Source organism: Nonomuraea cavernae (assembly GCF_040655715.1).
Lineage (GTDB): Bacteria > Actinomycetota > Actinomycetes > Streptosporangiales > Streptosporangiaceae > Nonomuraea > Nonomuraea cavernae_A.
In genome coordinates this window covers 544435-566118 of record NZ_JBFAKL010000001.1, presented here as the reverse complement: position 1 = coordinate 566118, position 21684 = coordinate 544435, and the positions used below count along the sequence as shown (strand labels likewise).

The following is a 21684-nucleotide window of genomic DNA, read 5'->3' as shown; positions in this document are numbered from 1 at the left end:
GGTGATTGTCGGCTTCGTAGGCATGGTCATCACGGTGGTCATCGCCGTGCACGTGTACCTGTGGCATCGGCTGGTGCGCTCCACCACCCGGCGCGGGAGGGCGCGCAGGGCGTTGACCTGGGGGCTCGTGGGTTTGGGGGCGCTGGTGCCCGTGACGTTCGCGGGCACGCGCTCCGAGTGGGGGCACTGGCTGGCCTGGCCGGGCTACCTCTGGCTGGCGATCATGTTCTACCTGCTGGTGTTCCTCGTCGTGCTGGAGATCCCGCGGGCTGTGGCGTGGCTGCTCATCCGCCGGTCCTTGCGTGCGAAGACGTCCCAGCCGCCGGTCGCGGTCCCTGTCGCCGCACGTTCGACCGTCTCGAGTCCGTCTGTGGCGTCCGGTTCCGCTGGGGAGGCCGCGCGTGACGCCTCTCCGGTGGCGTCGGCCGGTCAGGGCGATTCTTCCGGAGGGGAGCCGGTCGGTCAGGGCGATTCTTCCGGAGGGGAGCCGGCCGGTCAGGGCGATTCTTCCGGAGGGGAGCCGGTCGATGAGGCGATGAGCAGGCGGTTGTTCCTCGGGCGGACCACCGCTGCCATCGCGGGCGTCAGCGCGCTCGGCACGGTCGGGTACGGCATACGCACCGCGCTCGGCGATCCCGTGATCGAGCCGGTCAAGATCGTGCTGCCCAACCTCGATCCCAGGCTCAGCGGCCTGCGGTTCGCCGTGGTCAGCGACATTCACCTGGGCCCGTTGACGGGCAGGGCGCACGCCGAACGCATCGTCCGGATGATCAATTCTCTGCGGCCTGACGTGGTGGCGATCGTGGGCGACATGGTCGACGGCACGGTGGCCGAGCTGGGAGCTCTGGCCAGGCCGTTCGCCGACCTGGAGGCGAGCTACGGGTCCTACTTCGTCACAGGCAACCACGAGTACTACACGGCCAACGGCCCGACGGAGTGGATCGACGAGCTTCAGGCGCTGGGGGTGCGGTCGCTCCGCAACGAACGCGTGGAGATCCGTCACCAGGGCGGCGTGCTCGACCTGGCCGGGGTCAACGACGTCACGGGCACGACCATGGACGACGGGCCCGACTTCGACAGGGCGCTCGGCGGTCGCGACACCACGCGGTCCACGGTCCTGCTGGCGCATCAGCCGATCCAGGTCGAGGAGGCGGCCCGGCACAAGGTCGATCTGCAACTGTCGGGCCACACGCACGGCGGGCAGATGGTGCCGTTCAATCTGGTGGTGCCGTTGCAGCAGCCGGCCGTGACAGGGCTCTCCACGATTGACGGGGTGCAGGTCTATGTCACGCGTGGGGCCGGGTTCTGGGGCCCGCCTGTCCGGGTTGGCGCGCCGCCGGAGATCACGCTGGCCGAACTGCGGTGACCTTCGGTCGATTACGTTACGCGATCATCCGGTCACGCCTGCTCTGTAGGGGAGTAGTATCCAACTGGATACGCCTTCCGGAGGTGGTGACGATGATCTCTTCGCCGGTCCCCGACGTCACGTTCTGGGCGGAGCGAGGCGGGCTGCTGTTGAAGCAGGCCCGCCATGCGGCGAGCATGAAGCAGTCGGCGCTGGCCAGCGTCAGTGGCACGTCGAGGACGACGCTGTCGGCCTACGAGCACGGCAGGAAGTCGCCCACCCTGGAGACGGCGGGACGCATCCTCGACGCGGCCGGGTTCCGGCTGGTGCTGGAGCCGAAGATCGAGTTCACCTGCGGCATCACCGACGGCCGCCGGTTCTTCGTGCCCAGCAGGCTGCCCCGGTTACCGGCGGCCCAGGCGCTCGGCACCGTGTGGCTGCACGGCGCCGGCCATGACCTGGCCGACCGTGACCAGCGTCGCGAGGCCTACACCGTGCTGCTCAGGGAAGGTAAACCTGAGCAGTTGCTCGACCATGTCGACGGGGTGTTGCTCGTCGAGCTCTGGGACGATCTGGTCCTCCCCGCCGCCGTCCGATCGGGCTGGCTGCCGCTGGTCGAGGAGGCTCGCGGAGTCCGCACTCGGGTGTGAGGGGCGTCGAGGAGGCTCACGGAGTCCGCGCTCATGTGTGACAGAGCCTCGAGGAGGCTCACGGAGCCCGTGCACGGGTGTGAAGAGCTACGAGCGGGACGGGAGGTTTCGTTCATGGTCTTTTTGGGGGCCTATTCAGGGTGGGTCACCTGCGCGACCGCCTGCCGACGTAATACTCTCAGCGACGAACAGCCGGGGCATTTCCGGCTTTTCGCTAGTCTTCCAAGTTCCGGCGAGCACCTGGATACGCTGACATCATGACCGCCCCTGGCCGACGCCGAACCATCCATGTGCTGGCCAACGCCCCGTTCCGCCGGTTGTGGACGGCTATGTCGGTGTGCAGCCTGGGTGACTGGCTCAACATCCTCGCTCTGACCGCCATGGCCGGAAACCTGACGAAGGGCGACTACCGCACCCAGTCGCTGGCCATCGGCGGCGTGTTCATCGCCAAGATGCTGCCCGCCGTCCTGCTCGGCCCGCTCGCGGGCGCCTTCGCCGACCGGTTCGATCGGCGGGTGACGATGGTCGCCGCCGACCTGTCGCGTTTCGCCGTCGTGCTGTCGATTCCGCTGGTCGGCAGCTACCAGTGGGTCATCATCGCGACGGTCCTCGTCGAGTGCGTCAACCTGTTCTGGGTTCCGGCCAAGGACGCCACGGTGCCCAACCTGGTGCCCAAGGAACAGCTCGAGTCGGCCAACCAGCTCAACCTGCTGGTCACCTATGGCAGCGCGCCGATCGCGGCCCTGTTGTTCGCGGTGCTGTCCGTGGGGGCCGACGTGATGCGCAACCTCGTGCCGTTCCTGTCGGGCATGGACCCGACCGCACCCGCGCTGATCCTCAACGCCATCGCCTACCTGGTGTCGGCGGCCCTCATCTTCACCCTGCGCGACATCCCGCGGCGCGACGGAGCGATCTCCACCCCGTCGGTGCTCAAGCAGATCATCGACGGCTGGCGGTTCGTCGGCGGCAACCGCCTGGTGCGCGGGCTGATCATCGGCATGCTGGGCGCGTTCGCGGCGGGCGGCGCGGTCGTGGGCGTCGCCAAGATCTACGTGGAGGCGCTCGGCGGCGGCGACGCGGCCTACGGCGTGGTGTTCGGCGCGGTCTTCGTCGGCATGGCGCTCGGCATGTTCTTCGGGCTCCGGTTCCTGCGGGAGCTGTCGCGGAGACGGTTGTTCGGGCTCGCCATCACCCTGGCCGGCCTGGTCCTGGCCGCGATCGCCCTGGTGCACAACCTGGCGATCGTGGTCATGCTGACGGTGCTGCTGGGGGCGTGCGCGGGCATCGCCTGGATCATCGGCTACACGCTGATCGGTCTTGAGGTCGAAGACGCGATGCGCGGGCGCACGTTCTCCTTCCTCCAGTCCACGGCGCGGGTGACGCTGCTGCTCGTGGTCGCGGCGGCCAACCCGCTGGCCGCGCTCGTCGGCGCCCACCTGTTCACGCTGGGCGACCTGGTCTACCAGTTCGACGGCTCCAACCTGGTGCTGCTGGTCGGTGGCGCGCTGGCGATGGCCGTGGGCATCCTGGCGCTCCGCCACATGGACGACCGGAAGGGCGTCTCGCTCTCCGAAGACCTGCTCGCGGCGGTGCGGGGGGAGCGGTTCCAGCCCGAGTCGGCCGAACGGTTGCCCGGGCTGTTCGTCGCGTTCGAGGGCGGCGAGGGGTCGGGCAAGACGACTCAGTCACGGCTGCTCGCCATCTGGCTGCGAGACCAGGGCTATGACGTGGTGCAGACCCGCGAGCCCGGCTCCACCAAGGTCGGCATGCGGCTGCGGGCCATCCTGCTCGACGCGGCCGAGAAGGGGCTGTCGGCCCGCTCGGAGGCGCTGCTGTACGCCGCGGACCGGGCCGAGCACGTCGAGAAGATCATCCGACCGGCCCTCCAACGGGGCGCGCTCGTGGTGACCGACCGCTACGTCGACTCCTCGCTGGCCTATCAAGGGGCCGGGCGGGAGCTGGATCCCGAAGACGTGTCCAAGGTCAACGCCTGGGCCACCGGCGGGCTGGTGCCGCACCTGACCGTGCTGATCGACACTCCGCCCGAGATCGGGCTGACCCGGCTGGGCGGGGCCGCCGACCGGATCGAGGCTGAGCCGCTGGAGTTCCACGAGCGGGTGCGCAAGGAGTTTCGCGCGCTGGCCGCGGCCGCTCCCGACCGCTACGTGGTCGTCGACGGCACTCTGCCGCCCGACCAGCTCAGCCGCACCATCCAGGATCGCGTGCGGGAGATTCTGCCCGACCCGGTGCCCTACGAGTCCGAAGACGCCACGGGCACGATGCCGGCCATCCGCGACTAGCCTGTGTCCGTGACGGTTTTCGATGACCTCGTCGGGCAGGACCAGGCCGTAGCCGTGCTGTCGCGGGCGGCGGCGGCCGCGGGCGAGGTCATCAGCGGCGGCCGTGGGGCCGGCATGACGCACGCGTGGCTGTTCACCGGCCCGCCCGGCTCGGGTCGTGAGGAGGCGGCGCGCGCCTTCGCGGCGGCCCTGATGTGTCCCGACGGCGGCTGCGGCCACTGCGACCAGTGCCACCAGGTGCTGATCGGCTCACACCCCGACCTTGAGACCGTACGTCCCGCCGGCCTGTCCTACAGCGTCAAGCAGACGCGGGAGCTCATCCTCAGAGCGGCGGGCGCGCCGACCCAGGGGCGCTGGCGCGTCATCCTGTTCGAGGCGGCCGACCGGGCCACCGAGTCCGCCGCCAACGCCCTGCTCAAGGCCATCGAGGAGCCGCCTCCGCGTACGGTCTGGCTGCTGTGCGCTCCGGCTCCCGACGACCTGATGATCACCATCCGGTCCCGCAGCCGCCTGGTCACCCTGGCCACACCGACCACCGAGGCGGTCGCCCACGTGCTGGCCACTCGTGACAGCGTGCCCTGGGAGACCGCCCACTTCGCCGCCCGTGCCGCCCAGGGCCACATCAGCCGAGCCAGGGCGCTGGCCCTCGACGAGGGCGTCCGCCGTCGGCGCGAGGCCATCCTGAGCATCCCCAGGTCGCTGACCGGGGTGGGGGAGTGCGTGTCGGCCGCCGAACGCCTGGTCAAGACGGCCGAGGAGGAGGCCGCGGCGGCGACGGCCGCGCTCAACGAGACCGAGACCTCCGACCTGCGCAAGCTCTACGGCGAGGGCTCCACGGGCAAGGGGCTCAACCGTGGCCTGGTTCGCGGTGGCGCGGGCGCGCTCAAGGAGCTCGAGGACCGGCAGAAGTCCCGTGCCACCCGGATCAAGCGCGACTCGCTCGACTCGGCGCTGCTGGAGCTGGTGTCGTTCTACCGTGACGTGGTGGTGATGCAGCTCGGCGCCCAGGTGGAGCTGGCCAACGACGACCTGCGGTTCGAGCTCGACCAGGTGGCCAAGGGGTCCACGCCTGAGGAGGCGCTGCGGCGCATCGACGCCATCATGCTGTGCCGCGAACGCCTCGACGCCAACGTCAATCCCCAGATCGCCGTCGAGGCGATGATGCTGTCCCTGCGCAGTCCCTGACGCCGTCCGTAGATCGCACTCTCTTCAACCGGTAGCACACAGGGCGTGGTCCACCAGGGTGGCCATCGCCCGGTCGGCGCGCTGCTCGGCCTTGAAGTCGGTGAGCGAGCGGGAGGTGGCCGAGACCACGACCCCACGACGGCCGTCCGGTGTGACGCCCAGTCTGGTGCGGTAGCCGTCGCCGTCTCCGCCGTGGCTCCAGTAGCCGCCGCCGCAGCTCAACGGGCGGTAGAGGAGGCCCAGCCCGTAGCGGGCGCCCGGCGGCCCCATGGCCCGCAGTTCCTTGGCCGCGACGGTCTTCTTCATCTCCGCCAGTTGCGCGGGCGCCGGCAGCCTGCCGTCCATGAGCGCACGGAAGAACGTGTTCAGGTCGCCGGTGGTGCTGATCATCTCTCCGGCCGCGTCGCCCAGCGTCTGGTTCTTGACGGTGACGTCCACCAGCGGCCCGCCTCGCTGGAACCGCATGTACGCCCTGGCGTACGGCTCGGGCAGGTGCGGATCGGCGCCGGGCGTGCTGGTGTGGAGCGTGGTCATCCCGGTCGCGAGCGCGGCGGCCACGATCGCCACCCGGCGTCCAGTCGTACGAACGGTCACAGATTCTCCTCATGGGTCGCGTGGGTTCGGTTTCTCAGGCTCGCTGCGGGGCGGAGGGCGCCCGGCCCGGTTCCTTGTCGAGAAAGCACTCAACCGTTCCCCCGGTTACAGGGACGGAACAGTCGCTGTTACCCCTCCTGCGCGAGATGCCAACGCCGGTCGTAAGGGAGGGATGTGGGTGCTTGGCGGTCGAGGACTTCAGCAGTCGCGCACGCGACCTTGGAGCCCTGATTCGACAGCCAGCTAATTTGACACACTTCTAAGTAGAGGTCATGATGATGGCTACTTAGACAATCTTCTATTCAAGAGGTGCGCGTCGTTCTGCCGATCCCGCCTCGCCACCTTTGATGAGGCGCGCGCCCGCACCTCTGACCGCCAGGACCTCACCGATTCAGGAGACGCCATCATGAGCGACGGATGCTGCGGCACCACCACCACCTCCCTTGAGTTTGAGCAGCGGGTGAGCACCGGCGACACCAGCGCGCTGCCGGTCGTCGTGATCGGCGCCGGGCCGGTCGGCCTGGCCGCCGCCGCGCACCTGGCCGAACGCGGCCTCGGTTTCCTCCTGCTGGAAGCCGGGCAGCAGGTCGCCGCGTCGGTGGCGCAGTGGGGGCATGTGCGGGTGTTCAGTCCGTGGGAGTACAACATCGACGCCGCCGCCCGCCGCCTGCTGGAGGCCGACGGCTGGACGGCGCCTGACGCCGACTGGCTGCCCACCGGCGCCGAGCTCATCGACGACTACCTCGCCCCGCTGGCCAAGCTGTTCGGCGACAAGGTACGGCTCGGCAGCAAGGTCGCCGCGATCAGCCGTCTCGGCTATGACCGCGTCCGCACCAATGGTCGTGAGGACGCGCCCTTCCTGATCCGCCTGGACTCGGGCGAGGAACTCCACGCCCGAGCGATCGTGGACGCCTCCGGCACCTACACCACGCCCAACGTCCTGGGCGCCAGTGGCCTGCCCGCCCACGGGGAGTCCGGGGTCGACGTCGGCCACGCTCTGCCGGACGTGCTCGGCGCCGACCGCGACCGGTACGCGGGCAAGCACACCCTGGTCGTCGGCGCCGGTCACTCCGCGGCCACCACGCTGCTAGCCCTGGCCCAGTTGGAGGACACCCGGATTACCTGGGCGATCCGGGCGGGCAGCGCCGGCCGTACCTATGGGGGCGGCGACGCCGACGCGCTGCCCGCCCGTGGCGCGCTCGGCACCCGGCTGCGCGCGCACGTCGACTCCGGTCGCATCCGGCTGCTGACCGGCTTCTTCGCCCACACCGTGCGGCGGAGCGGCGACGGCGTCGACGTGATCAGCCGTGACCCGTCCGGCCACGAGCAGACGGTCACCGCCGACCGGATCGTGTCGGCGACCGGCTACCGTCCCGACCACTCCATCGCGAGCGAGTTGCGGCTGGACCTTGACCCGGTTCTCGGCTCCACCCGCGCTCTGGCACCCCTGATCGACCCGAACCAGCACTCCTGCGGCACCGTGCCCGCCCATGGCGTCGACGAGCTTTCCCACCCCGAGCCCGGTTACTACGCCGTCGGCGTCAAGAGCTACGGCCGTGCCCCCACCTTCCTCATGGCCACCGGCTACGAGCAGGTTCGCTCGGTCGTCGCCGCCGTCGCCGGAGACTGGGAGGCCGCCCGCGACGTTCGGCTCGACCTGCCCGAGACCGGCGTCTGCTCCTCCAACCTCGCCGAAGCCCAGGAACAGCGCCTCGGCCTGGCCACCGGGATCGGCGGCGGTCTGCTGGCGACGCCGCTCCCGCTGGCCACCGTCTCCGTCTCCGCCTCTGACGACGACGCCGGCGGTGGCGGTGGCGGCGGCTGCTGCGGCTGAGCTGAGGGAAGGAATCCGAGGGCGAGGGCCGGGCTCTGATCGCCCGCCTTCGCCGCGTTAGCTCTGATCGCTCATCCTCGCCGCGTTGGTTACGGTCGCCTGCCATCGCCTATAATTTCGACAATTGTCGAAGTAGGGGGTTGTCGCCATGACCGCCGTCACGATCCAGTGCTGCGCGCCGATCACCCGCGGGCCCCTCGCCGAGGGTGATGCGGCCGAGCTGGCGGTGTTGCTCAAGGCGGTCGCCGACCCCGTACGGCTGCGCCTGCTGTCGATGATCGGCTCCCATGCGGGCGGTGAGGCCTGCGTCTGCGATCTGACCGGCGCCTTCGACCTGACCGCGCCCACGATCTCCCACCACCTGAAGATCCTGCGTACGGCGGGCCTGATCGACGGCGAACGGCGCGGCACCTGGGTCTACTACCGGATCATCCCGGAGGTGGTGAACCGGCTCGGCGCGCTGTTCGCTCCGCTGGCCGATCCGGTCCCTGTCGTGGGCGAACCGGTCGATGTGAAGTTCGCAGACGCCTGAGCGGCGGGCATCAGGCGGGCAGCAGGTCGGCGATCGATCGGCAGCGAGAACTCGCCGACCCTCACCGCCTCCAGCGCGGGGTTAGACCCGGCACCAGGCCTGGCCATGATCGACAGGATGCGCAGCCGTTCAGTCGCCGCTGCGGCGCTCCAGCAGGAGCACGTCACGCCAGCGGCCGTGATGGCGGCCGAGGCGTTCGCGGGTGCCCACCACCCGGAAGCCGAGCGTCTGGTGCAGAGTCAAGCTGGCAGTGTTCTCGGGGAAGATCCCGGCCTGGACGGTCCAGACGCCGGCGTCCTCGGCTGCGGCGATGAACGCGCGAAGCAGGGAGCGGCCGATGCCGTGGGCCTGGCGGCCGGGGTGGACGTAGACGCTGTGCTCCACCACGCCGGCATAGACGGGGCGCGAGGAAACCGCTGAGGCGGCGACCCAGCCGAGGACCTCGCCGCTGGCGGTGTCGACGGCGACATAGCGCAGGTGCGCCAGCTTGCCCGCGGTGAAGCCTTCCCAGTCGGGTGCGGTGGTCTCGAAACTGGCCTGGCCGCTGTCCAGGCCCGCCTGATAGATCTCCAGCACCTGCGCCGCGTCCGCGTCACGCATCGGCCGGATCTCCAGCCCCGGCCCGATGTGCTCGAACTCCGCCGGGCCGCAGTTGACGATCACCCGCCCGAGCGGCGCCGCCCGGGCCAGACCCGAATAGGGTTCGACCACTTCGTCATGAGCCACCAGAGATTCTCCTCACTCGCACACCGGGGCTGCCGGCACGGGGTTGCCCATCACCACGTCGGCCGCTGTGGGGAAGCAGCTCACACAGTTCTCGTTGATCCGGTAGAGGCTGGAGGTGCCGTGGCGCGCGACCAGCACGAACCGCACCTCCGCGGGAATCTTCAGATGGTGGGAGACCGTGGACTGAGTCTTCCCCACGGTCGCGGCTGCTCGCCTGGCAGGCCCTCGCCCTCCCGGCTGACCGGCGCCTTCCGGGTGGTGGCCGTCGACCTGCGCGGTCACCGTCCCGTTCCTGATCGTCCTGGCCGCCCGCAACCCGCCCGTGCCGCCCACCCTGACCGACCTGATGAACGCCTACCGCGCCGGGCTGCGCCGCGACCTCGCCGCGCTGGCCACGGCGCGGCCGTCCATCGAGATGGACTGCTCATCAGGGGCGGCCTGGAGCGGGTGGCCGAACAGTTGGGTGAGACCGTCTGACTGCGAGCCCAGGCAAGGAGGCTGCCCACGACCGTCGCGTCAGTGGGGCCGTCGAGAGGTTCATGAGCCGCGTGACATTACCGGCTCCTCTTCGAGACCTCCACCCTCGCCGGCCACGGCCTGGTCACCGAGCGGCCCGCGGAGGTGGACCGGCCCATCACCGACTTTGTCCGCGCACCCAGCGGCGACCTGAAGATCAGCGTGACAGCTCCGCCGCCAGGTCTGCCGCCGGGCCCGGCGGCAGGGCGCCGTGCAGTAGTTCGACCCGGTGCACCAGGCGGGGCGCCGACAGCGGCACGCCCCAGCCGGCCGAGGCCGGCAACAGGGTCAGCCCGTGCCCCGCCGCCACCAGGTTGGCCACCGTGTGCACGTCGTCGCCGGTGTAGGCCAGGCCCGGCCGGAAACCGTCGCCCGCCAGCTCGCGCAGCCGCCCCAGCGGGCACAGCGTCGTCTCCAGCCAGTGCGCGTCCACCAGATCGGCCAGCCGCAGCCCCGCCCGGCCCGCCAGCGGATGATCCGCGGGCAGCGCCACCACCAGCCGCTCCTCGGCGACCCCCACCGTGGCCAGCGGCCCCACGTCCGGCAGGCGCAGCGGATCGCTCGGCGCCGTGATCCCGTCGGCCAGGCCAAGCTCCGCGTGCCCGCCCGCCACCCGCTCGGCCACCTCCGCACGCCCGCACGTCCGTACGGTCACCGACAGCCGCGGCTGAGCCTGGCGCGCCCGGGTCAGGCGCCGGGCCAGTTCGGCGTTCATCGCCAGAGGTGTCGCCGCGAGCGTCAGCCGGTGGGCCGGGGCGGCGGCCGCGCGGCGGACGTCGGCCCGGGCCGCGCCGATGCGCAGCAGCAGCGGGCCGGCGTGCTCCAGCAGCCGCTCCCCCGCCGCGGTCGGCGCCACCGGGCGGCGCGTCAGCAGCGGCATGCCCAGGTCCGCCTCCAGCGCGGCGATCTGCTGGGAGACCGCCGACTGGGTGTAGCCCAGCTCGGCGGCGGCGGCCGAGAACGAGCCGCGCCGGGCCACGGTCACGAAGGTGCGCAGCACATGAGGATCCATCAGTGATGCTTATAGCACGTACAGAGATCATCGTTGGCGCTTAACGGGGGTGGATGGTCATCATGAAAGGCATGAAGATCGCTCTGGTCGCGGACCGCTCCCCTGGCGTCCGCGCGCACACCCGCGTCCCGTCGTTGATCGAGGCGCTGCGCGAGCGCGACGGCATCGCCCTCGACCCGTACTGGATCCCCACCACCGACGCCGGCGACCTGGAGGGGTTCGACGGCATCTGGGTGCTGCCCGGCAGCCCCTACCGCAGTGAGGCCGGTGCCGTTGGCGCCGCCCGCACCGCCCGCGAGCACGGCATCCCCTTCCTCGGCACCTGCGGCGGATTCCAGCACATGCTCCTGGAGTACGCGCGCGGCGTGTGCGGGCTGGACGTCGCCCACGCGGAGAACACCCAGGCCGGCGGGGATCCGGAGCCGGCCGACCTTCTGCTGGCCCCCTTGGCGTGCTCGCTGGCGGGCCACGAGGGGACGGCGCTGCTGACGCCCGGCTCGCTGATCGCGGGGATCATGGGCGCGACCGTCACCGTCGAGTCCTACAACTGCTCCTACGGGCTCAACGAGGCCTACAAGCAGACGCTGGCCGACCATGGGCTGGTGTTCACCGGGCACTCCGACGACGGGACCGTGCGGGTGGCCGAGCTGCCCGGCCACCCGTTCTTCCTCGGCACGCTCTTCCAGCCGGAACTGGCGGGCGACGGAAGCCGGCCGCATCCGGTCATCTCCGCCTTCGCTGCCGCCGTCAGCCGCCGGGCGGCCACGTGAGGCGGGCCGTCACACTTCGGGCCGTCACGCCCCGGGCCGCCGTGGGAGGCGGGCCGTCAGTCGCCGCCAAGCTGCGTGATCAAACCCGGTGAACGTTCGTGGTCATCCCACTAGGGCATTCACGCGACGCGCGTTCGCACACGTACTGTGTCAACCGAAGGCCGTTAGACCCCCGAGGCCGTCAGGAGGCGAGCACGAGCCCATGGGAATGATCATGGCCGTGAGCTTCACCCGTTATGGAAGGCTTTACTACCTCGACCCGGGCGGGCACAGCCCCAAGGTCGGCGACAAGGTGCTGGTGCCGACGGACTCCGGTCCGGAGGTGGCCGAGTGCGTGTGGGCACCGCAATATACGAGCGAGGACATCGACGGGCTGCCGGTGTGCGAGGGCATCGCGGCCGACGAACACCTATCCCGTGACGAGACCAACAAGCGCCGCCGGGCCGAGGCCCGCAGTGTCTCGAAACGCCTGATCAAACGCCACACACTGCCGATGAAGGTGGTGGGCGTCGACTACCTCGACAGCGACAACGTCTACACCGTCTACTTCTCGGCCCCTCACCGGGTCGACTTCCGCGCTCTCGTACGTGATCTGGCCCGCAACCTCCGGGCCAGGGTCGAGCTGCGGCAGATCGGCCCGCGCGACGAGGCGCGACTCCAGGGCGGCATCGGCCCGTGCGGTCGTGACCTGTGCTGCGCGACGTTCCTCAAGGATTTCGAGCCCGTCTCAGTCCGCATGGCCAAAGATCAGGATCTCCCGGTCAACCCGCTGCGCATCGCAGGGGCCTGCGGGCGGCTCATGTGCTGCCTGAAGTACGAGCACCCGCTCTATGTCGAGACGCGTAGCAGAATGCCGCGTACGGGAAGCCGCGTGAGCACGCCGCAAGGCGATGGAAGCGTGGTCGGGCACAACGTGCCCGCCGACACGGTCACCGTCCGTCTGGACGACGGGGGACGGCGCTGTGCGTGCCCTTCGGCCTCTGTCTGCTCACCACGGCAACAGCACGACAAGTTGTACGGCGCGGACGGCGGCACCTCGCCCCCGGAGGAGCAGCGGTAGGGCAGGCGGCACGGACGTAGCAATCTGCCCCCATTGGGACCCCCGACCAGCCCGAAAACGGTCAGCGTAAGTTGTTACTACGTGTCACTTTCCGGAGTAGGCATGGCTGTTTATCGGGGGGTAACAGTGAACTTTGCGATGAGCGTCGTCTTCCGTGCCATCCCATTGGTGATGGGCGTGATTTGTGTCGCCTTCGGGTGGTACATCCTCACGGGCGGCTCGGACTCCAACCATTTCGTGGCCGGCCATGTGGTCGTGTCCTTGGCCGCCATCTGCTACGCGCTCTTCACCACCGCGGCCACGATCATCCGTCAGCTGATCTACCGCTACAACCTGGCCTGGCGGGTCATCCTGCCCCTGACCGGCTACCTAGCCGCCCTCGTCGCCATCATCTACGGCATCATCCTCATCACCCGAGGCGACGAAGCCCAGTACGTGGTGGCCGGCCACGTGGTCATCGGTGTCGGCCTGATCAGCACCTGTGTCAGCACCGTGGCCACCTCCTCGACCTGCTTCTCCCTCATCCCGGTCAATGCCGCCCGTATGCCGAAGGACGATCCGCCCCCGAACGCCTACTCGTCAGCCGTGGGCAGGATCCTGATAGCGATCCCCGTCGTCTGCGCCCTGGTCGGGTTCGTCTACGCCTTCATCCTCATGGCCCAGGGCGGCAGCGCCTACTACACCGCCGGTCGTGTCGTCTTCGGCCTCGCCGCCGTCTGTGCCAGCCTCATCGCCCTGGTCGCCAGCATCGTCCGCCAGGTACGCAACGCCTTCGACGAGCCTGAGCGCTACCGCTGGGGCTGGCTCGTCATCGCCATGGGCACCATCAACGTTCTCTTCGGCGCCTACGTCCTGGCCGCCTCTGACGAGCCCTACCGCATCGCCCCCGGCTGCATCCTCATCGGGCTGGGCCTGGTCTGTTACAGCATCCTCTCCAAGGCCCTACTCGTGGCCCTGGTCTGGCGCCGGACCTTCCCTCTCGCCAACCGCATTCCCATGATCCCGGTGATCACGGCACTGGCCTGCCTGTTTTTTGGGGCCTTCCTCTTCGAAGCCGCGGACACGGCCGCTTCCTTCTTCATCCCGGCCCGGGTCATGGTCGGCCTCGGGGCCGTCTGCTTCACGCTCTTCTCCATCGTCTCCATCCTTGAGGCGGGGACGTCGAAATAGCGCCGGAAATCCCCTGCCCTGCGCCTACTGGCCCCGTCCCGCCGACACTCCGGAACCACCCGCCGACCGCCATGGCCGCGGCGCCCATCCCGCCACGCCGTCCGCCTGGTCCGAGTTGCCGGCCGATCAGTTCCAGCCGGGCGTCCTCCTCGGTTCGACGGCGACGGGTACCCGGCGTACTCGAACGGCTGGGCCTGTGTGGGCGAGGTTGTGGACGGCTACCTGCTGACGCGGACGGTTCCTGAGGACGGCGAGATCTGTCCCAGGATCGGCCGATCGTCGGGAGCGAAGAGCCCTGCGGCTCCTGTAGACTCTTTCAAGCCGTACGGCATGCCGCCTTAGCTCAGTCGGCCAGAGCACTTCACTCGTAATGAAGGGGTCTCGGGTTCGAATCCCGAAGGCGGCTCCAGGTCAAAGGCCCTCCCGGATCATCCGGGAGGGCCTTTTGCTAACACTCTTGCTAACAGTCTCGTCCAGGTCGACAGTCAGCGCCCCGGCTGGCCAGCGGCGTCACCGGTCAGGCAGTGTTGGATGGGGAGCATCGGGAACGATGCCATGCATGTCGTTGGTGAGGGCCCATCGCCATGACCTCGCCACGCACCATTGATGAACAGGAGATCAGGGGAGTAACCCTCGTAACGGAAGCCGTGGCGTTGAACCAGTTTGATGGACGCCTGGTTCTCGGGGCTGATCTGCGCTTCCAGCCGATGCAGCTGTAGCTCGTCAAACGCATGGCGCAGCACCAGGCCAAGGCTTTATGACATGTATCCGCGACCGGCATAGGGCGTGAAGGAGGCGTAGCCCAGCGAGCCGTTCTGGAAGCGTCCGCGAATGATGCTGTTGATGTTGACATTGCCTGTGATGGCTCCGGGGTTGCGCAGGCAGACCAGTAAGCCTTCGGCAGATCGCCCCTCGTCGAATCGACCAAGGAACGCCTGGAACGCCTCCGGGGTCGAGGGCAGGTTCAGGCCGACGCTGGCAGGGACCCGTTCAAGAAATTCGTCTTGATCGTGGCTGGTGATGCGACGCAAGACCACGCGAGGAGAGCGCGCCAGGTCAACGCTGGAGGCCCCATCCGTTTGGCCGCTTTCCTCAGTCCCGCCGTTCTCGATCACGGACGGAACGTTATCGCGCGACGGCACTTTGCCTATGGGCGTTGGCCTGCTGGCCGGGTATGACTCGATGTCCGCCGCCGTCGGGAATGCCAAGCGTACGTTGAGGCCCACTGCGGTACTTGCAGAAGGCCTGAACAAGGACTCTTACTGTCCTACGGGATCTGCAGGTATCGCTCGATCAAGGACGTCCTGCACTGATCAGACTGGCGCCGGCGTCACCAAGCCATCACCAGCGCAGACCCCAGCCATGATCACACGTGCTTTCTACGCACCCACCCGATCGGCCAGCCCACGCAGGTCAGACGAGGCCGGATCCTGCATCGCCAGCAAGTCGGAGACCAGTTGGCGGACGACGCGATGATTGTGGATCTGCTCCGGCGTGATCGCCTCTGCCGTCAGCAGCGCGGCCACGGCCTCATCGACCTGACGGCGCTGAGCGTGCGCACGGGCCAGATCGATGTTCAGCCGGGCCCGGCGCTCACCCGACAGTGTCGAGGTGTCCACCGCGGACCCAACCCGCAGCGCGTGCCCGGCGTCGCCCACCTCCACCGCCACGGCCACCTCATGCAGGGCGACGTTGGCCGGGCCGAACTCGGTGTTGTAGTCGTTTCGCCCATCGCCCAGCCGTCCGGCCATCTCACGAGCTTTGGCCAGGTGCTCATAAGCGCTGTCGGCTTGGTTGAGCCGGGAGGCGGCCACGGCTTGTTGCAGGGTGAGGCCGCCCCACAGCGACATCGCCTCCGGGTTGCCCTGATCGGCCAGAAACCACAGCGCCTCGGCAGCGGTCCGGGCGGTCTCTTCTGCCTGGTCGAAGTGACGTGCCCCCAGGAAGACGAAGCCCAGCCGGAAAGCGCCGGCGGCCATCATCAGCGGATCACCCGCGCGTTCGGCCGCGCTGATGGCCCGGTCGGCGGCGATCCACGCGGCCTCCGGCTCGCCCAGCTTGGCCAACGCCGCCGAGCACGCCTGATAGGTCACGGCCAGCAACTCGAACAGCTCCGGCTGCCGCTCGGGCGGGGCTGAGCGGACCGCGTTCTCCAGCATCGGCACCAGGCCGCGCAGCAGGTCGGTCAGCTCGACATAGCGGCTTGCGTGCACCAGCTCCCACGCGTGATCGACCCGCGGCTTCAGCTCTGTGGTGGCGGGAGCGGGCGTCGCGTGCAACATCGCCTGCAGTGAGTGAGCGCCGGACAGGACCAGGCGCAGCCCGGCCGTGCCGGGAACCTCTTCGCTGGTGGCGGCGACCACGGGCGCTTCGGCGGCTAGCTCTGACAGCGGCACATCGAGCGTTTCGGCGACCTTCTCCAGCACCGACATGCGGTCGACCTTGCGCACGCCGCGTTCCACCTGGGAGATCCACGCCACCGACCGGTCCACCAGCCGGGCCAGCTCCGTTTGCGACAGGCCGCGCCGTTTGCGTTCTTGGGCGATGCGCCGTCCGAGCGCGCGTTGATACTCGGTGCTCACGGCGTGATGCCTTTCCCGGTTTGCAGGTCGAGCCAGTCGACCTCGACCGAGGCCAGCAGATCTTCGCGCGCTGCCAGGAAGTGCCTGGTGTGCTCGGTCTGCTCGTGGGCGTCGAACGCGGCCCGGTCTCGATACAGCTCGTAGAAGATCCGCTGGAGCGGCTGACCGTCCACCCGGTGTGAGGCGTAGACGAGGGTTCCCGGCTCGTGCCGGTGGATCACCTCGATCGTCTCGGTGACGAGCTGGTCGAACGCCGTGGCGCTCGTGTCGTCCTTACAGGTGAACCGGACCATGAGTCCGAACATGCACCCTCCTTGGTCGCCGCCCCTACCTGGATCGCTGCCCTTACCTGACCAGTACTTATTGTGCGGCGCAAGTACATCGAATCACTTGTACTAGAAGTACGGTACCAGTACTTTAAGTACCGATGGTAGATCTCAGTGCTTTGAGCTGCACGAACGCGAGGTACGCCGACATGATTCCAGCCCCGAACACCCAGGACAGCCGCAAAGAGATCCACCGCTGGCGCCGCACCTTCCCCGGGACCCGGAACCAGATCCGCCAGGCCCGCCACTTCACCGCCAGCTATCTCACCGGACACCATCAAGCCGACACCGCCCAACTGATCGTCTCCGAACTGGCCACCAACGCCCTCCGCCACACCCACAGCGGACAAGCCGGCGGCCACTTCAACCTCACCCTCTACATGAGCAGCCAACTCCTCCTCCTCGCCATCACCGACCAAGGCGGCCCACTGACCCCCCACATCCAGCACACCGCCACCGACCAGCCCAACGGACGAGAGGCCTGCACCTCGTCGCCGAACTGACCACCCGCTGGGGCGTCTACGGCGACCACCATGGCCGCACCGTATGGGCCCTGCTGCCCCTCGCGCCGGGACCCGCCGCCGCGTGAACGACTGGGTCGGCCCTCAGCTTGACGATCTCGACGGCGGCCCAGAGCGCGACGATCCCGAGAGCGCACTTCGCAAGAGTGGGAAGGGCCTTCGACGAGATCCGGAACCCTCGTCGGGCGGAGGGGCGGATGGGCTGGCCGACCGAGGGCTGCCCCGGCCAGGACTATCCGGAAGAAAGCGCGAGGAAGGTGCAGAGCAGCAGGAAGAGGGCCAGAACCAGACTGCGCCGCCGCCACGACAGGCGCGGCGCGCTGACCAGGGCGGCCAGTGGGTAGGCGAACAATCCGGCGACCACCCTGACCGGGAAGTCGGCGAGTTCCCAGATTGGCACCAGGAAGAAGGGCGCCAGCACGGCGACGGACCACGCCGGGTGCACCCGAAGGAGGTGCAGCAGCGGCCAGGCGAGCACGACCGCCGCCCAGTTCCCCACCGTCCACGCACCGGCCAGCTGGCCGACACAGCCGAAGTGGCCGCAGCGCGAGTCATCGGACAAGGCGGCTGCAAGCAGCAACCAGCCGAACTGGACGAAGGGCAGGATGATGCCGGCGAGCCCGGCGGCGACCACCCGCTCGGCAAGCCGCTCCTCGGTGGCGGGTGAGACACTCGCGTTGCGCGTATCCACACCGCAAGCATCTGATCCGACCGTCTCGCGATGCGCACGTATTGATCACGGTTCATGTGGGGCGCAGCAGGTAAGCAGCAGGTAATACGTCACGCCGCGGACCATGCTACGGATCAGTTGTCGGCGTCCTGCCATGTGCTCAGCGCCGTACAGCAGAGAAGTACAGCAATGAGGTGTTACACGATCACACGCTGCCGCTCGCGAACTGCTCTCTGAGTTGGGCAACGAGGGGTTCAGGTGGTAGCTGGCTCCCGTTGCGATCAGGGACTCTTGCGTGCTCTGCGAGGGATGCGCCGGCCGTGCGATTGATGGATGGCTCCGGTGGTCCGGGCTGTGGGATGGTCGCTCTCGTTCTGAAACGTGTCGGTGAGCGGAGATGGTGAGTGCGGTGTTCGGCGGCTTCTGTCGAGCCGGATGACCTGCCGTTCGGGGGACGGTTCCGTTCCGTAGACGATCCCGAACCTGTGCTTGCCCTGATGGCGCTGATGCGCAGCCGGGTGTGGTGCCGTGGGCTGATCTGCGGGAAGTCTCCGCTGAGGAGGCTGCCGGCCCACATGAGCAGTGCGTCAGAGGTCTGTTGTGTCCGGAACTGGAAATCTGTATCCACCGAAGTAGACATTCGCTGATGTGGGTACTAGAGTTTGTGACATCGCAAGGAACGGATCCAACGGGCAGCAGGAAGTTGTTACTGCATCACGACGAACTGCCCGAACCGAGGATGAAGTAGGTAGTTGAGGCAGAAGGTCGGACGTGACGGGCCAGTGCAGTGGTAAGGGGCCCTGATCGTGGACGCGCTGCCGTAGATGAAGTGGACGATACGTCCAGAAGTATGGAGAAAGGAGCGTTGAACGCCATCGGAGGATCGCCCGCAGCCGGTTGAAGCGTTTCGCCGCTCGGGTGCCGCAGTTCCACATGATGGGAAGGTGGTCTACGGTCACGCATCCGCGATTTCCGCGTCACCGCCGCACAGCGCGGCGGGTGCGGAATACAGTAAGCCGGCCGGATGGCCGGTAGATGGTGTTGAACCTCTTCGGGCCCCGGCGCAACAGGCGCCGGGGCCCCTGTTCGCATGATGAAAGGCATTGATGCATCAAACCCGCACCGCCGGCGCCCGCCCCGCCGCGAGCGCGGACAGCGCCACGGGCAGCGCCGCGCACCAGGCCGAAGACCTGTTCGAGAATGAGGACTACCCCGCCTACAGCATGGGCGCGGCCGCTGAGATGCTCGGTGTCACCCCGACGTTCCTGCGGGCCCTGGGCGCCGCCAAGCTGATCGAGCCGAAGCGCTCCAGCGGCGGCCACCGCCGCTACTCCCGCTACCAGTTGCGCCTGGCCGCCCGCGCTCGCGAACTCGTCGACCAGGGCACCCCCGTGGAAGCCGCCTGCCGGATCATCATCCTGGAAGACCAGCTCGCCGAGGCGCTGCGCATCAACGCCGCGTACGAACGCGAGCGCACGACCGGAGACTGACGCGGGCGGCCCGATCTCCGGGGGGCTGCGATTCTCGATCCTCAGGTCCCGTGGGTACAACTCCTCGTACGATCGCCGTCGTCGTGTTGGTCGCCGGTGGTCTGGCCGCTTCGCCGATCACGGTCGCTCAGGAGCGGTTCAAGGAGTTCGACGGCTGGCCCGAGGGCGTGGCGCCGCACGAGCCGATCGACCGCGACCTCATCCTCGCCAACGCGAGCCTCTACTGGCTGACGAACACCGGCGGATCGTCGTCGTGGACCTACTACGAGGACGCGGCAGGCATGCCGATCGACCAGGATGTGGTGCCCACCGGCGTCTCCCACGGCGGCCCCGCGGCCTTCCGCCGCATCGCCGAGCGGAGGAACACCATCGTGCACTGGGAAGACCACGAGCACCCCAGTCACATGCTCGCGATGGCGGCCCCCGGTCCGCTGGCGGAAGACATCCGGACCTTCTTCAGCGGAAGATGAGCGGCCGGGCCGGCCCGCACGGGCCGGCCCGGCCGTCGCGATCAGGCGTTGAACCGGTCGAGGTTCATGACCTTGTCCCATGCCGCGACGAAGTCCGTCACGAACTCCGGAGCCGAGGCGTCACGGCCAGTACGGGGCGAGGAGGTCGAACTTGTTGGGCAGGCCCAGCCGATAACGGACATCGTCCAGGTCGTAGAGGGTCTGGAACTCGCGCGGCAGGTACAGGTCGTACAACTGGGCCTTGGTCGCGGAGGAGCCGGCGGCGTCGAGGATGGCGTTGGCCGTCGTGCGACCCGCCTCGTTGCCGCCTTCCATGGTCGCCAGGTTGATGTTGTTGCGAACGTAGTCGGCGGCCAGGTAGAAGTTCGGGATCCGGGTGATGGAGTCGGGGCGGTTCGCCCACGAGCTCGGGGAGTTGATGAGCAGGGGCTCGTCGTTGGCCGCCGCGGGGGTGCCCTCGCCGGTGATGGCGGGGTCGACGAACCAGCTGTGGACGAGCGAGTCCGGCAGCAGCTGGGCGCCGTTGGGGGTGACGGCGCGGACCTGGGCCAGGACCTCCTGGACGATCTGCTGACGGGTGCACTGTTTGGCGGTCTTGCCGAACAGGATGCCCGGGGTGTTCCAGTCGGACAGGTCGAGTGACAGGCAGTCGTGGGCCCGGCCGTCCCCGTAGGTGGCGGCGAAGTTGGTGGTCCAGAACTGCGCTTGGCTGATCGAGGTGAGCGCCCACGGGGTGCCGGCGTAGACCAGGTGGCCTGCGGCGATCGGCCTGGGCTCCTTCAGGTAGATCATGACGCCGTTCATCCAGTCCGTCTCCAGGTTGCTCAGCCTGGCCAGCTGGGGATCGGCGGACTTCATCGCGGTCGACAGGATGGGCGTGAGGCGCTCGATGGGCATCGCGGCCACGTAGTGGTCGGCGGTTACGGTGCCGGCGGCGCCTGTGGGGTCGGTCACCCGGGCGCCGGTGATCCGGCCGCCGCTGTAGTCGAACCCGGTGGCGGTCCAGCCGACCTTGAACTGGACGCCGAGCCCGGTCAGGTAGTTGATCCAGGGGTTGATCCACACGTCGTTGGACGGGCCGTTGAGCACCTGGTCGGGCGGGCCGTACGGGCCGAGTCCGAGCCCGCTGTAGAGGAGCGCCTCGAACATCATCGCGATCGTGCGGGTGTTGGCCCGGTCGGGCTGGGCGGCCACCAGGGAGGCGGTGAACATCCTGGACAGCAGCTCGCGGTACTCGACCGACATCATGTTGGCCTTGGTGAAGTCGGAGAAGCTCATGTTCTCCCACTGGCCGAGCTTTCTGCGGGGGCCACTGGTGATGAACGTGATCATCTTCGACAGGAAGAAGTTGATCTGCGTGAGCGGGATGCTGGTGCCCGCGACGAGCGCGCTTCGTAAGTAATCCCCGATGACGTCGGGGGTGAGCCCGCCGCTCAGCTCGCTGGGGATGGGAATGCGCAGGAACTTGCCCCGGTAGGCGATGACCTCCAGGCTGGCGGCGACGAGGTTGTCGCGGACGGTGCCGGAGCCGAACGGGATGCGGCTCATGGTCTCCGGCAGGTTCTGGTAGAAGCCGGGGAAGAACCGGAAGCCGTGCTCGCCGGGTAGGTCCTTGCGCCCTCCGGCGGCGGTGCCGGGCACCGGGATGCTCCTGGACTTGCCACCGAGCACCTTGCGCTCGTACACGGTGACCTGGAAGCCGCGTTCGGCCAGCTCGTGGGCGGTGCTCAGACCGCCCATGCCGGCCCCGAAGACCGCCACGCTGCGGCCGGCGCTGCTGCTGATGAGCGCGGGGGCGGCCGCTCTGGCGCCCTCCGCGCCCCATAACGGCCCGCTGGCCGCTCCCGCCGCGGCGGCCATCGCGCCGGTGACGAACCTGCGCCGGTTGATTCCGCCCTGACCGTTGTCTTGGATTTCCTGCTCTGCCATGA

22 protein-coding genes and 1 tRNA gene are annotated in these 21684 nt (G+C 68.7%); 13 read left to right on the top strand and 10 right to left on the bottom strand.

Annotated features, from left to right (window positions below; genetic code table 11):
- Window position 1: 1 nt before the first annotated feature.
- The 4 genes from AB0I38_RS02610 (at window position 2) to AB0I38_RS02595 (ending at window position 5480) form a co-directional block, all read left to right on the top strand.
- Window positions 2–1366 carry a metallophosphoesterase gene (locus AB0I38_RS02610; protein ID WP_358460679.1) on the top strand — a complete coding sequence of 455 codons (1365 nt, stop codon included), beginning with the start codon at window positions 2–4 and terminating at the stop codon, window positions 1364–1366.
- A gap of 92 nt (window positions 1367–1458) precedes the next feature.
- Window positions 1459–1995, top strand: a complete 537-nt coding sequence (locus AB0I38_RS02605; RefSeq protein ID WP_358460676.1) for a helix-turn-helix transcriptional regulator — start codon at window positions 1459–1461, stop codon at window positions 1993–1995.
- 257 nt (window positions 1996–2252) lie between these two features.
- Window positions 2253–4295: a dTMP kinase gene (gene tmk, locus AB0I38_RS02600; protein WP_358460674.1), complete on the top strand. Its 2043-nt coding sequence runs from the start codon at window positions 2253–2255 to the stop codon at window positions 4293–4295.
- A gap of 9 nt (window positions 4296–4304) precedes the next feature.
- Window positions 4305–5480 carry a DNA polymerase III subunit delta' gene (locus AB0I38_RS02595; RefSeq protein WP_358460672.1) on the top strand — a complete coding sequence of 392 codons (1176 nt, stop codon included), beginning with the start codon at window positions 4305–4307 and terminating at the stop codon, window positions 5478–5480.
- A gap of 24 nt (window positions 5481–5504) precedes the next feature.
- On the opposite strand, the gene AB0I38_RS02590 is transcribed toward AB0I38_RS02595, so the two are convergent.
- Window positions 5505–6074, bottom strand: a complete 570-nt coding sequence (locus tag AB0I38_RS02590; RefSeq protein WP_358460669.1) for a serine hydrolase — start codon at window positions 6072–6074, stop codon at window positions 5505–5507.
- A 406-nt stretch (window positions 6075–6480) separates the two neighbouring features.
- Between AB0I38_RS02590 and AB0I38_RS02585 the strand changes: the two genes are divergently transcribed.
- Window positions 6481–7908: an FAD-dependent oxidoreductase gene (locus AB0I38_RS02585; protein ID WP_358460666.1), complete on the top strand. Its 1428-nt coding sequence runs from the start codon at window positions 6481–6483 to the stop codon at window positions 7906–7908.
- A gap of 148 nt (window positions 7909–8056) precedes the next feature.
- Complete coding sequence (locus AB0I38_RS02580) at window positions 8057–8440, top strand: metalloregulator ArsR/SmtB family transcription factor (RefSeq protein WP_358460663.1); 384 nt, start codon at window positions 8057–8059, stop codon at window positions 8438–8440.
- A 129-nt stretch (window positions 8441–8569) separates the two neighbouring features.
- Here the strand turns inward: AB0I38_RS02580 and AB0I38_RS02575 are convergent, their stop codons facing one another.
- The 3 genes from AB0I38_RS02575 to AB0I38_RS02565 form a co-directional block, all read right to left on the bottom strand.
- Window positions 8570–9166 carry a GNAT family N-acetyltransferase gene (locus AB0I38_RS02575; RefSeq protein ID WP_358460660.1) on the bottom strand — a complete coding sequence of 199 codons (597 nt, stop codon included), beginning with the start codon at window positions 9164–9166 and terminating at the stop codon, window positions 8570–8572.
- Window positions 9167–9178: 12 nt separating this feature from the next.
- Window positions 9179–9364, bottom strand: coding sequence for an ArsR/SmtB family transcription factor (locus AB0I38_RS02570; RefSeq protein ID WP_358460657.1), 186 nt, complete (start codon window positions 9362–9364; stop codon window positions 9179–9181).
- A gap of 475 nt (window positions 9365–9839) precedes the next feature.
- The gene (locus tag AB0I38_RS02565; RefSeq protein WP_358460654.1) at window positions 9840–10694 is read right to left on the bottom strand and encodes a LysR family transcriptional regulator; all 855 of its coding nucleotides are present in this window, start codon (window positions 10692–10694) and stop codon (window positions 9840–9842) included.
- 71 nt (window positions 10695–10765) lie between these two features.
- Between AB0I38_RS02565 and AB0I38_RS02560 the strand changes: the two genes are divergently transcribed.
- The 4 genes from AB0I38_RS02560 to AB0I38_RS02545 all read left to right on the top strand — a co-directional run bounded on the left by AB0I38_RS02560 (window position 10766) and on the right by AB0I38_RS02545 (window position 14103).
- On the top strand, window positions 10766–11464 hold the full coding sequence (locus AB0I38_RS02560) for a CTP synthase C-terminal region-related (seleno)protein (protein WP_358460651.1): 699 nt from the start codon (window positions 10766–10768) through the stop codon (window positions 11462–11464).
- A gap of 214 nt (window positions 11465–11678) precedes the next feature.
- On the top strand, window positions 11679–12524 hold the full coding sequence (locus AB0I38_RS02555; RefSeq protein WP_436838708.1) for a PSP1 domain-containing protein: 846 nt from the start codon (window positions 11679–11681) through the stop codon (window positions 12522–12524).
- A gap of 102 nt (window positions 12525–12626) precedes the next feature.
- Window positions 12627–13694 carry a DUF2776 family protein gene (locus AB0I38_RS02550; RefSeq protein ID WP_358460649.1) on the top strand — a complete coding sequence of 356 codons (1068 nt, stop codon included), beginning with the start codon at window positions 12627–12629 and terminating at the stop codon, window positions 13692–13694.
- 332 nt (window positions 13695–14026) lie between these two features.
- Window positions 14027–14103: transfer RNA gene (locus AB0I38_RS02545), tRNA-Thr, on the top strand.
- A 76-nt stretch (window positions 14104–14179) separates the two neighbouring features.
- On the opposite strand, the gene AB0I38_RS02540 is transcribed toward AB0I38_RS02545, so the two are convergent.
- The 4 genes from AB0I38_RS02540 to AB0I38_RS02525 all read right to left on the bottom strand — a co-directional run bounded on the left by AB0I38_RS02540 (window position 14180) and on the right by AB0I38_RS02525 (window position 16581).
- Window positions 14180–14437: a GNAT family N-acetyltransferase gene (locus tag AB0I38_RS02540; protein ID WP_358460647.1), complete on the bottom strand. Its 258-nt coding sequence runs from the start codon at window positions 14435–14437 to the stop codon at window positions 14180–14182.
- 12 nt (window positions 14438–14449) lie between these two features.
- Window positions 14450–14809: a GNAT family N-acetyltransferase gene (locus AB0I38_RS02535; RefSeq protein WP_358460644.1), complete on the bottom strand. Its 360-nt coding sequence runs from the start codon at window positions 14807–14809 to the stop codon at window positions 14450–14452.
- A 264-nt stretch (window positions 14810–15073) separates the two neighbouring features.
- Window positions 15074–16276, bottom strand: a complete 1203-nt coding sequence (locus tag AB0I38_RS02530) for a helix-turn-helix domain-containing protein (RefSeq protein WP_358460641.1) — start codon at window positions 16274–16276, stop codon at window positions 15074–15076.
- Complete coding sequence (locus AB0I38_RS02525) at window positions 16273–16581, bottom strand: putative quinol monooxygenase (RefSeq protein ID WP_358460638.1); 309 nt, start codon at window positions 16579–16581, stop codon at window positions 16273–16275. Before AB0I38_RS02525 ends, AB0I38_RS02530 begins: the two co-directional genes overlap by 4 nt.
- Before the next feature lie 170 nt (window positions 16582–16751).
- On the opposite strand from AB0I38_RS02525, the gene AB0I38_RS02520 reads away from it, so the two are divergent.
- A complete protein-coding gene (locus AB0I38_RS02520) occupies window positions 16752–17105 on the top strand; it encodes an ATP-binding protein (RefSeq protein ID WP_358460635.1) in 354 nt (117 codons plus the stop codon).
- Between the two features lie 250 nt (window positions 17106–17355).
- On the opposite strand, the gene AB0I38_RS02515 is transcribed toward AB0I38_RS02520, so the two are convergent.
- Entirely contained in the window at window positions 17356–17814 is a 459-nt protein-coding gene (locus AB0I38_RS02515; protein ID WP_358460632.1) for a hypothetical protein, read from the bottom strand.
- Between the two features lie 1202 nt (window positions 17815–19016).
- On the opposite strand from AB0I38_RS02515, the gene AB0I38_RS02510 reads away from it, so the two are divergent.
- Together AB0I38_RS02510 and AB0I38_RS02505 are read left to right on the top strand one after the other, a co-directional pair.
- Window positions 19017–19283, top strand: coding sequence for a MerR family transcriptional regulator (locus AB0I38_RS02510; RefSeq protein WP_358460799.1), 267 nt, complete (start codon window positions 19017–19019; stop codon window positions 19281–19283).
- A gap of 50 nt (window positions 19284–19333) precedes the next feature.
- Entirely contained in the window at window positions 19334–19753 is a 420-nt protein-coding gene (locus AB0I38_RS02505) for a hypothetical protein (RefSeq protein ID WP_358460629.1), read from the top strand.
- Between the two features lie 120 nt (window positions 19754–19873).
- Here the strand turns inward: AB0I38_RS02505 and AB0I38_RS02500 are convergent, their stop codons facing one another.
- A complete protein-coding gene (locus tag AB0I38_RS02500; protein ID WP_358460626.1) occupies window positions 19874–21682 on the bottom strand; it encodes a hydroxysqualene dehydroxylase in 1809 nt (602 codons plus the stop codon).
- Window positions 21683–21684: the final 2 nt, after the last annotated feature.

What these genes read in the sequence shown, in the direction of transcription:
- AB0I38_RS02550 (WP_358460649.1), top strand. Translation starts at nt 12,627, where the DNA reads ATGGCTGTTTATCGGGGGGTAACAGTGAACTTTGCGATGAGCGTCGTC.
- AB0I38_RS02520 (WP_358460635.1), top strand. Translation starts at nt 16,752, where the DNA reads ATGATTCCAGCCCCGAACACCCAGGACAGCCGCAAAGAGATCCACCGC.
- tmk (WP_358460674.1), top strand. Translation starts at nt 2,253, where the DNA reads ATGACCGCCCCTGGCCGACGCCGAACCATCCATGTGCTGGCCAACGCC.
- AB0I38_RS02580 (WP_358460663.1), top strand. Translation starts at nt 8,057, where the DNA reads ATGACCGCCGTCACGATCCAGTGCTGCGCGCCGATCACCCGCGGGCCC.
- AB0I38_RS02555 (WP_436838708.1), top strand. Translation starts at nt 11,679, where the DNA reads ATGGCCGTGAGCTTCACCCGTTATGGAAGGCTTTACTACCTCGACCCG.
- AB0I38_RS02565 (WP_358460654.1), bottom strand. Translation starts at nt 10,694, where the DNA reads ATGGATCCTCATGTGCTGCGCACCTTCGTGACCGTGGCCCGGCGCGGC.
- AB0I38_RS02525 (WP_358460638.1), bottom strand. Translation starts at nt 16,581, where the DNA reads ATGTTCGGACTCATGGTCCGGTTCACCTGTAAGGACGACACGAGCGCC.
- AB0I38_RS02585 (WP_358460666.1), top strand. Translation starts at nt 6,481, where the DNA reads ATGAGCGACGGATGCTGCGGCACCACCACCACCTCCCTTGAGTTTGAG.
- AB0I38_RS02510 (WP_358460799.1), top strand. Translation starts at nt 19,017, where the DNA reads ATGGGCGCGGCCGCTGAGATGCTCGGTGTCACCCCGACGTTCCTGCGG.
- AB0I38_RS02605 (WP_358460676.1), top strand. Translation starts at nt 1,459, where the DNA reads ATGATCTCTTCGCCGGTCCCCGACGTCACGTTCTGGGCGGAGCGAGGC.
- AB0I38_RS02500 (WP_358460626.1), bottom strand. Translation starts at nt 21,682, where the DNA reads ATGGCAGAGCAGGAAATCCAAGACAACGGTCAGGGCGGAATCAACCGG.
- AB0I38_RS02560 (WP_358460651.1), top strand. Translation starts at nt 10,766, where the DNA reads ATGAAGATCGCTCTGGTCGCGGACCGCTCCCCTGGCGTCCGCGCGCAC.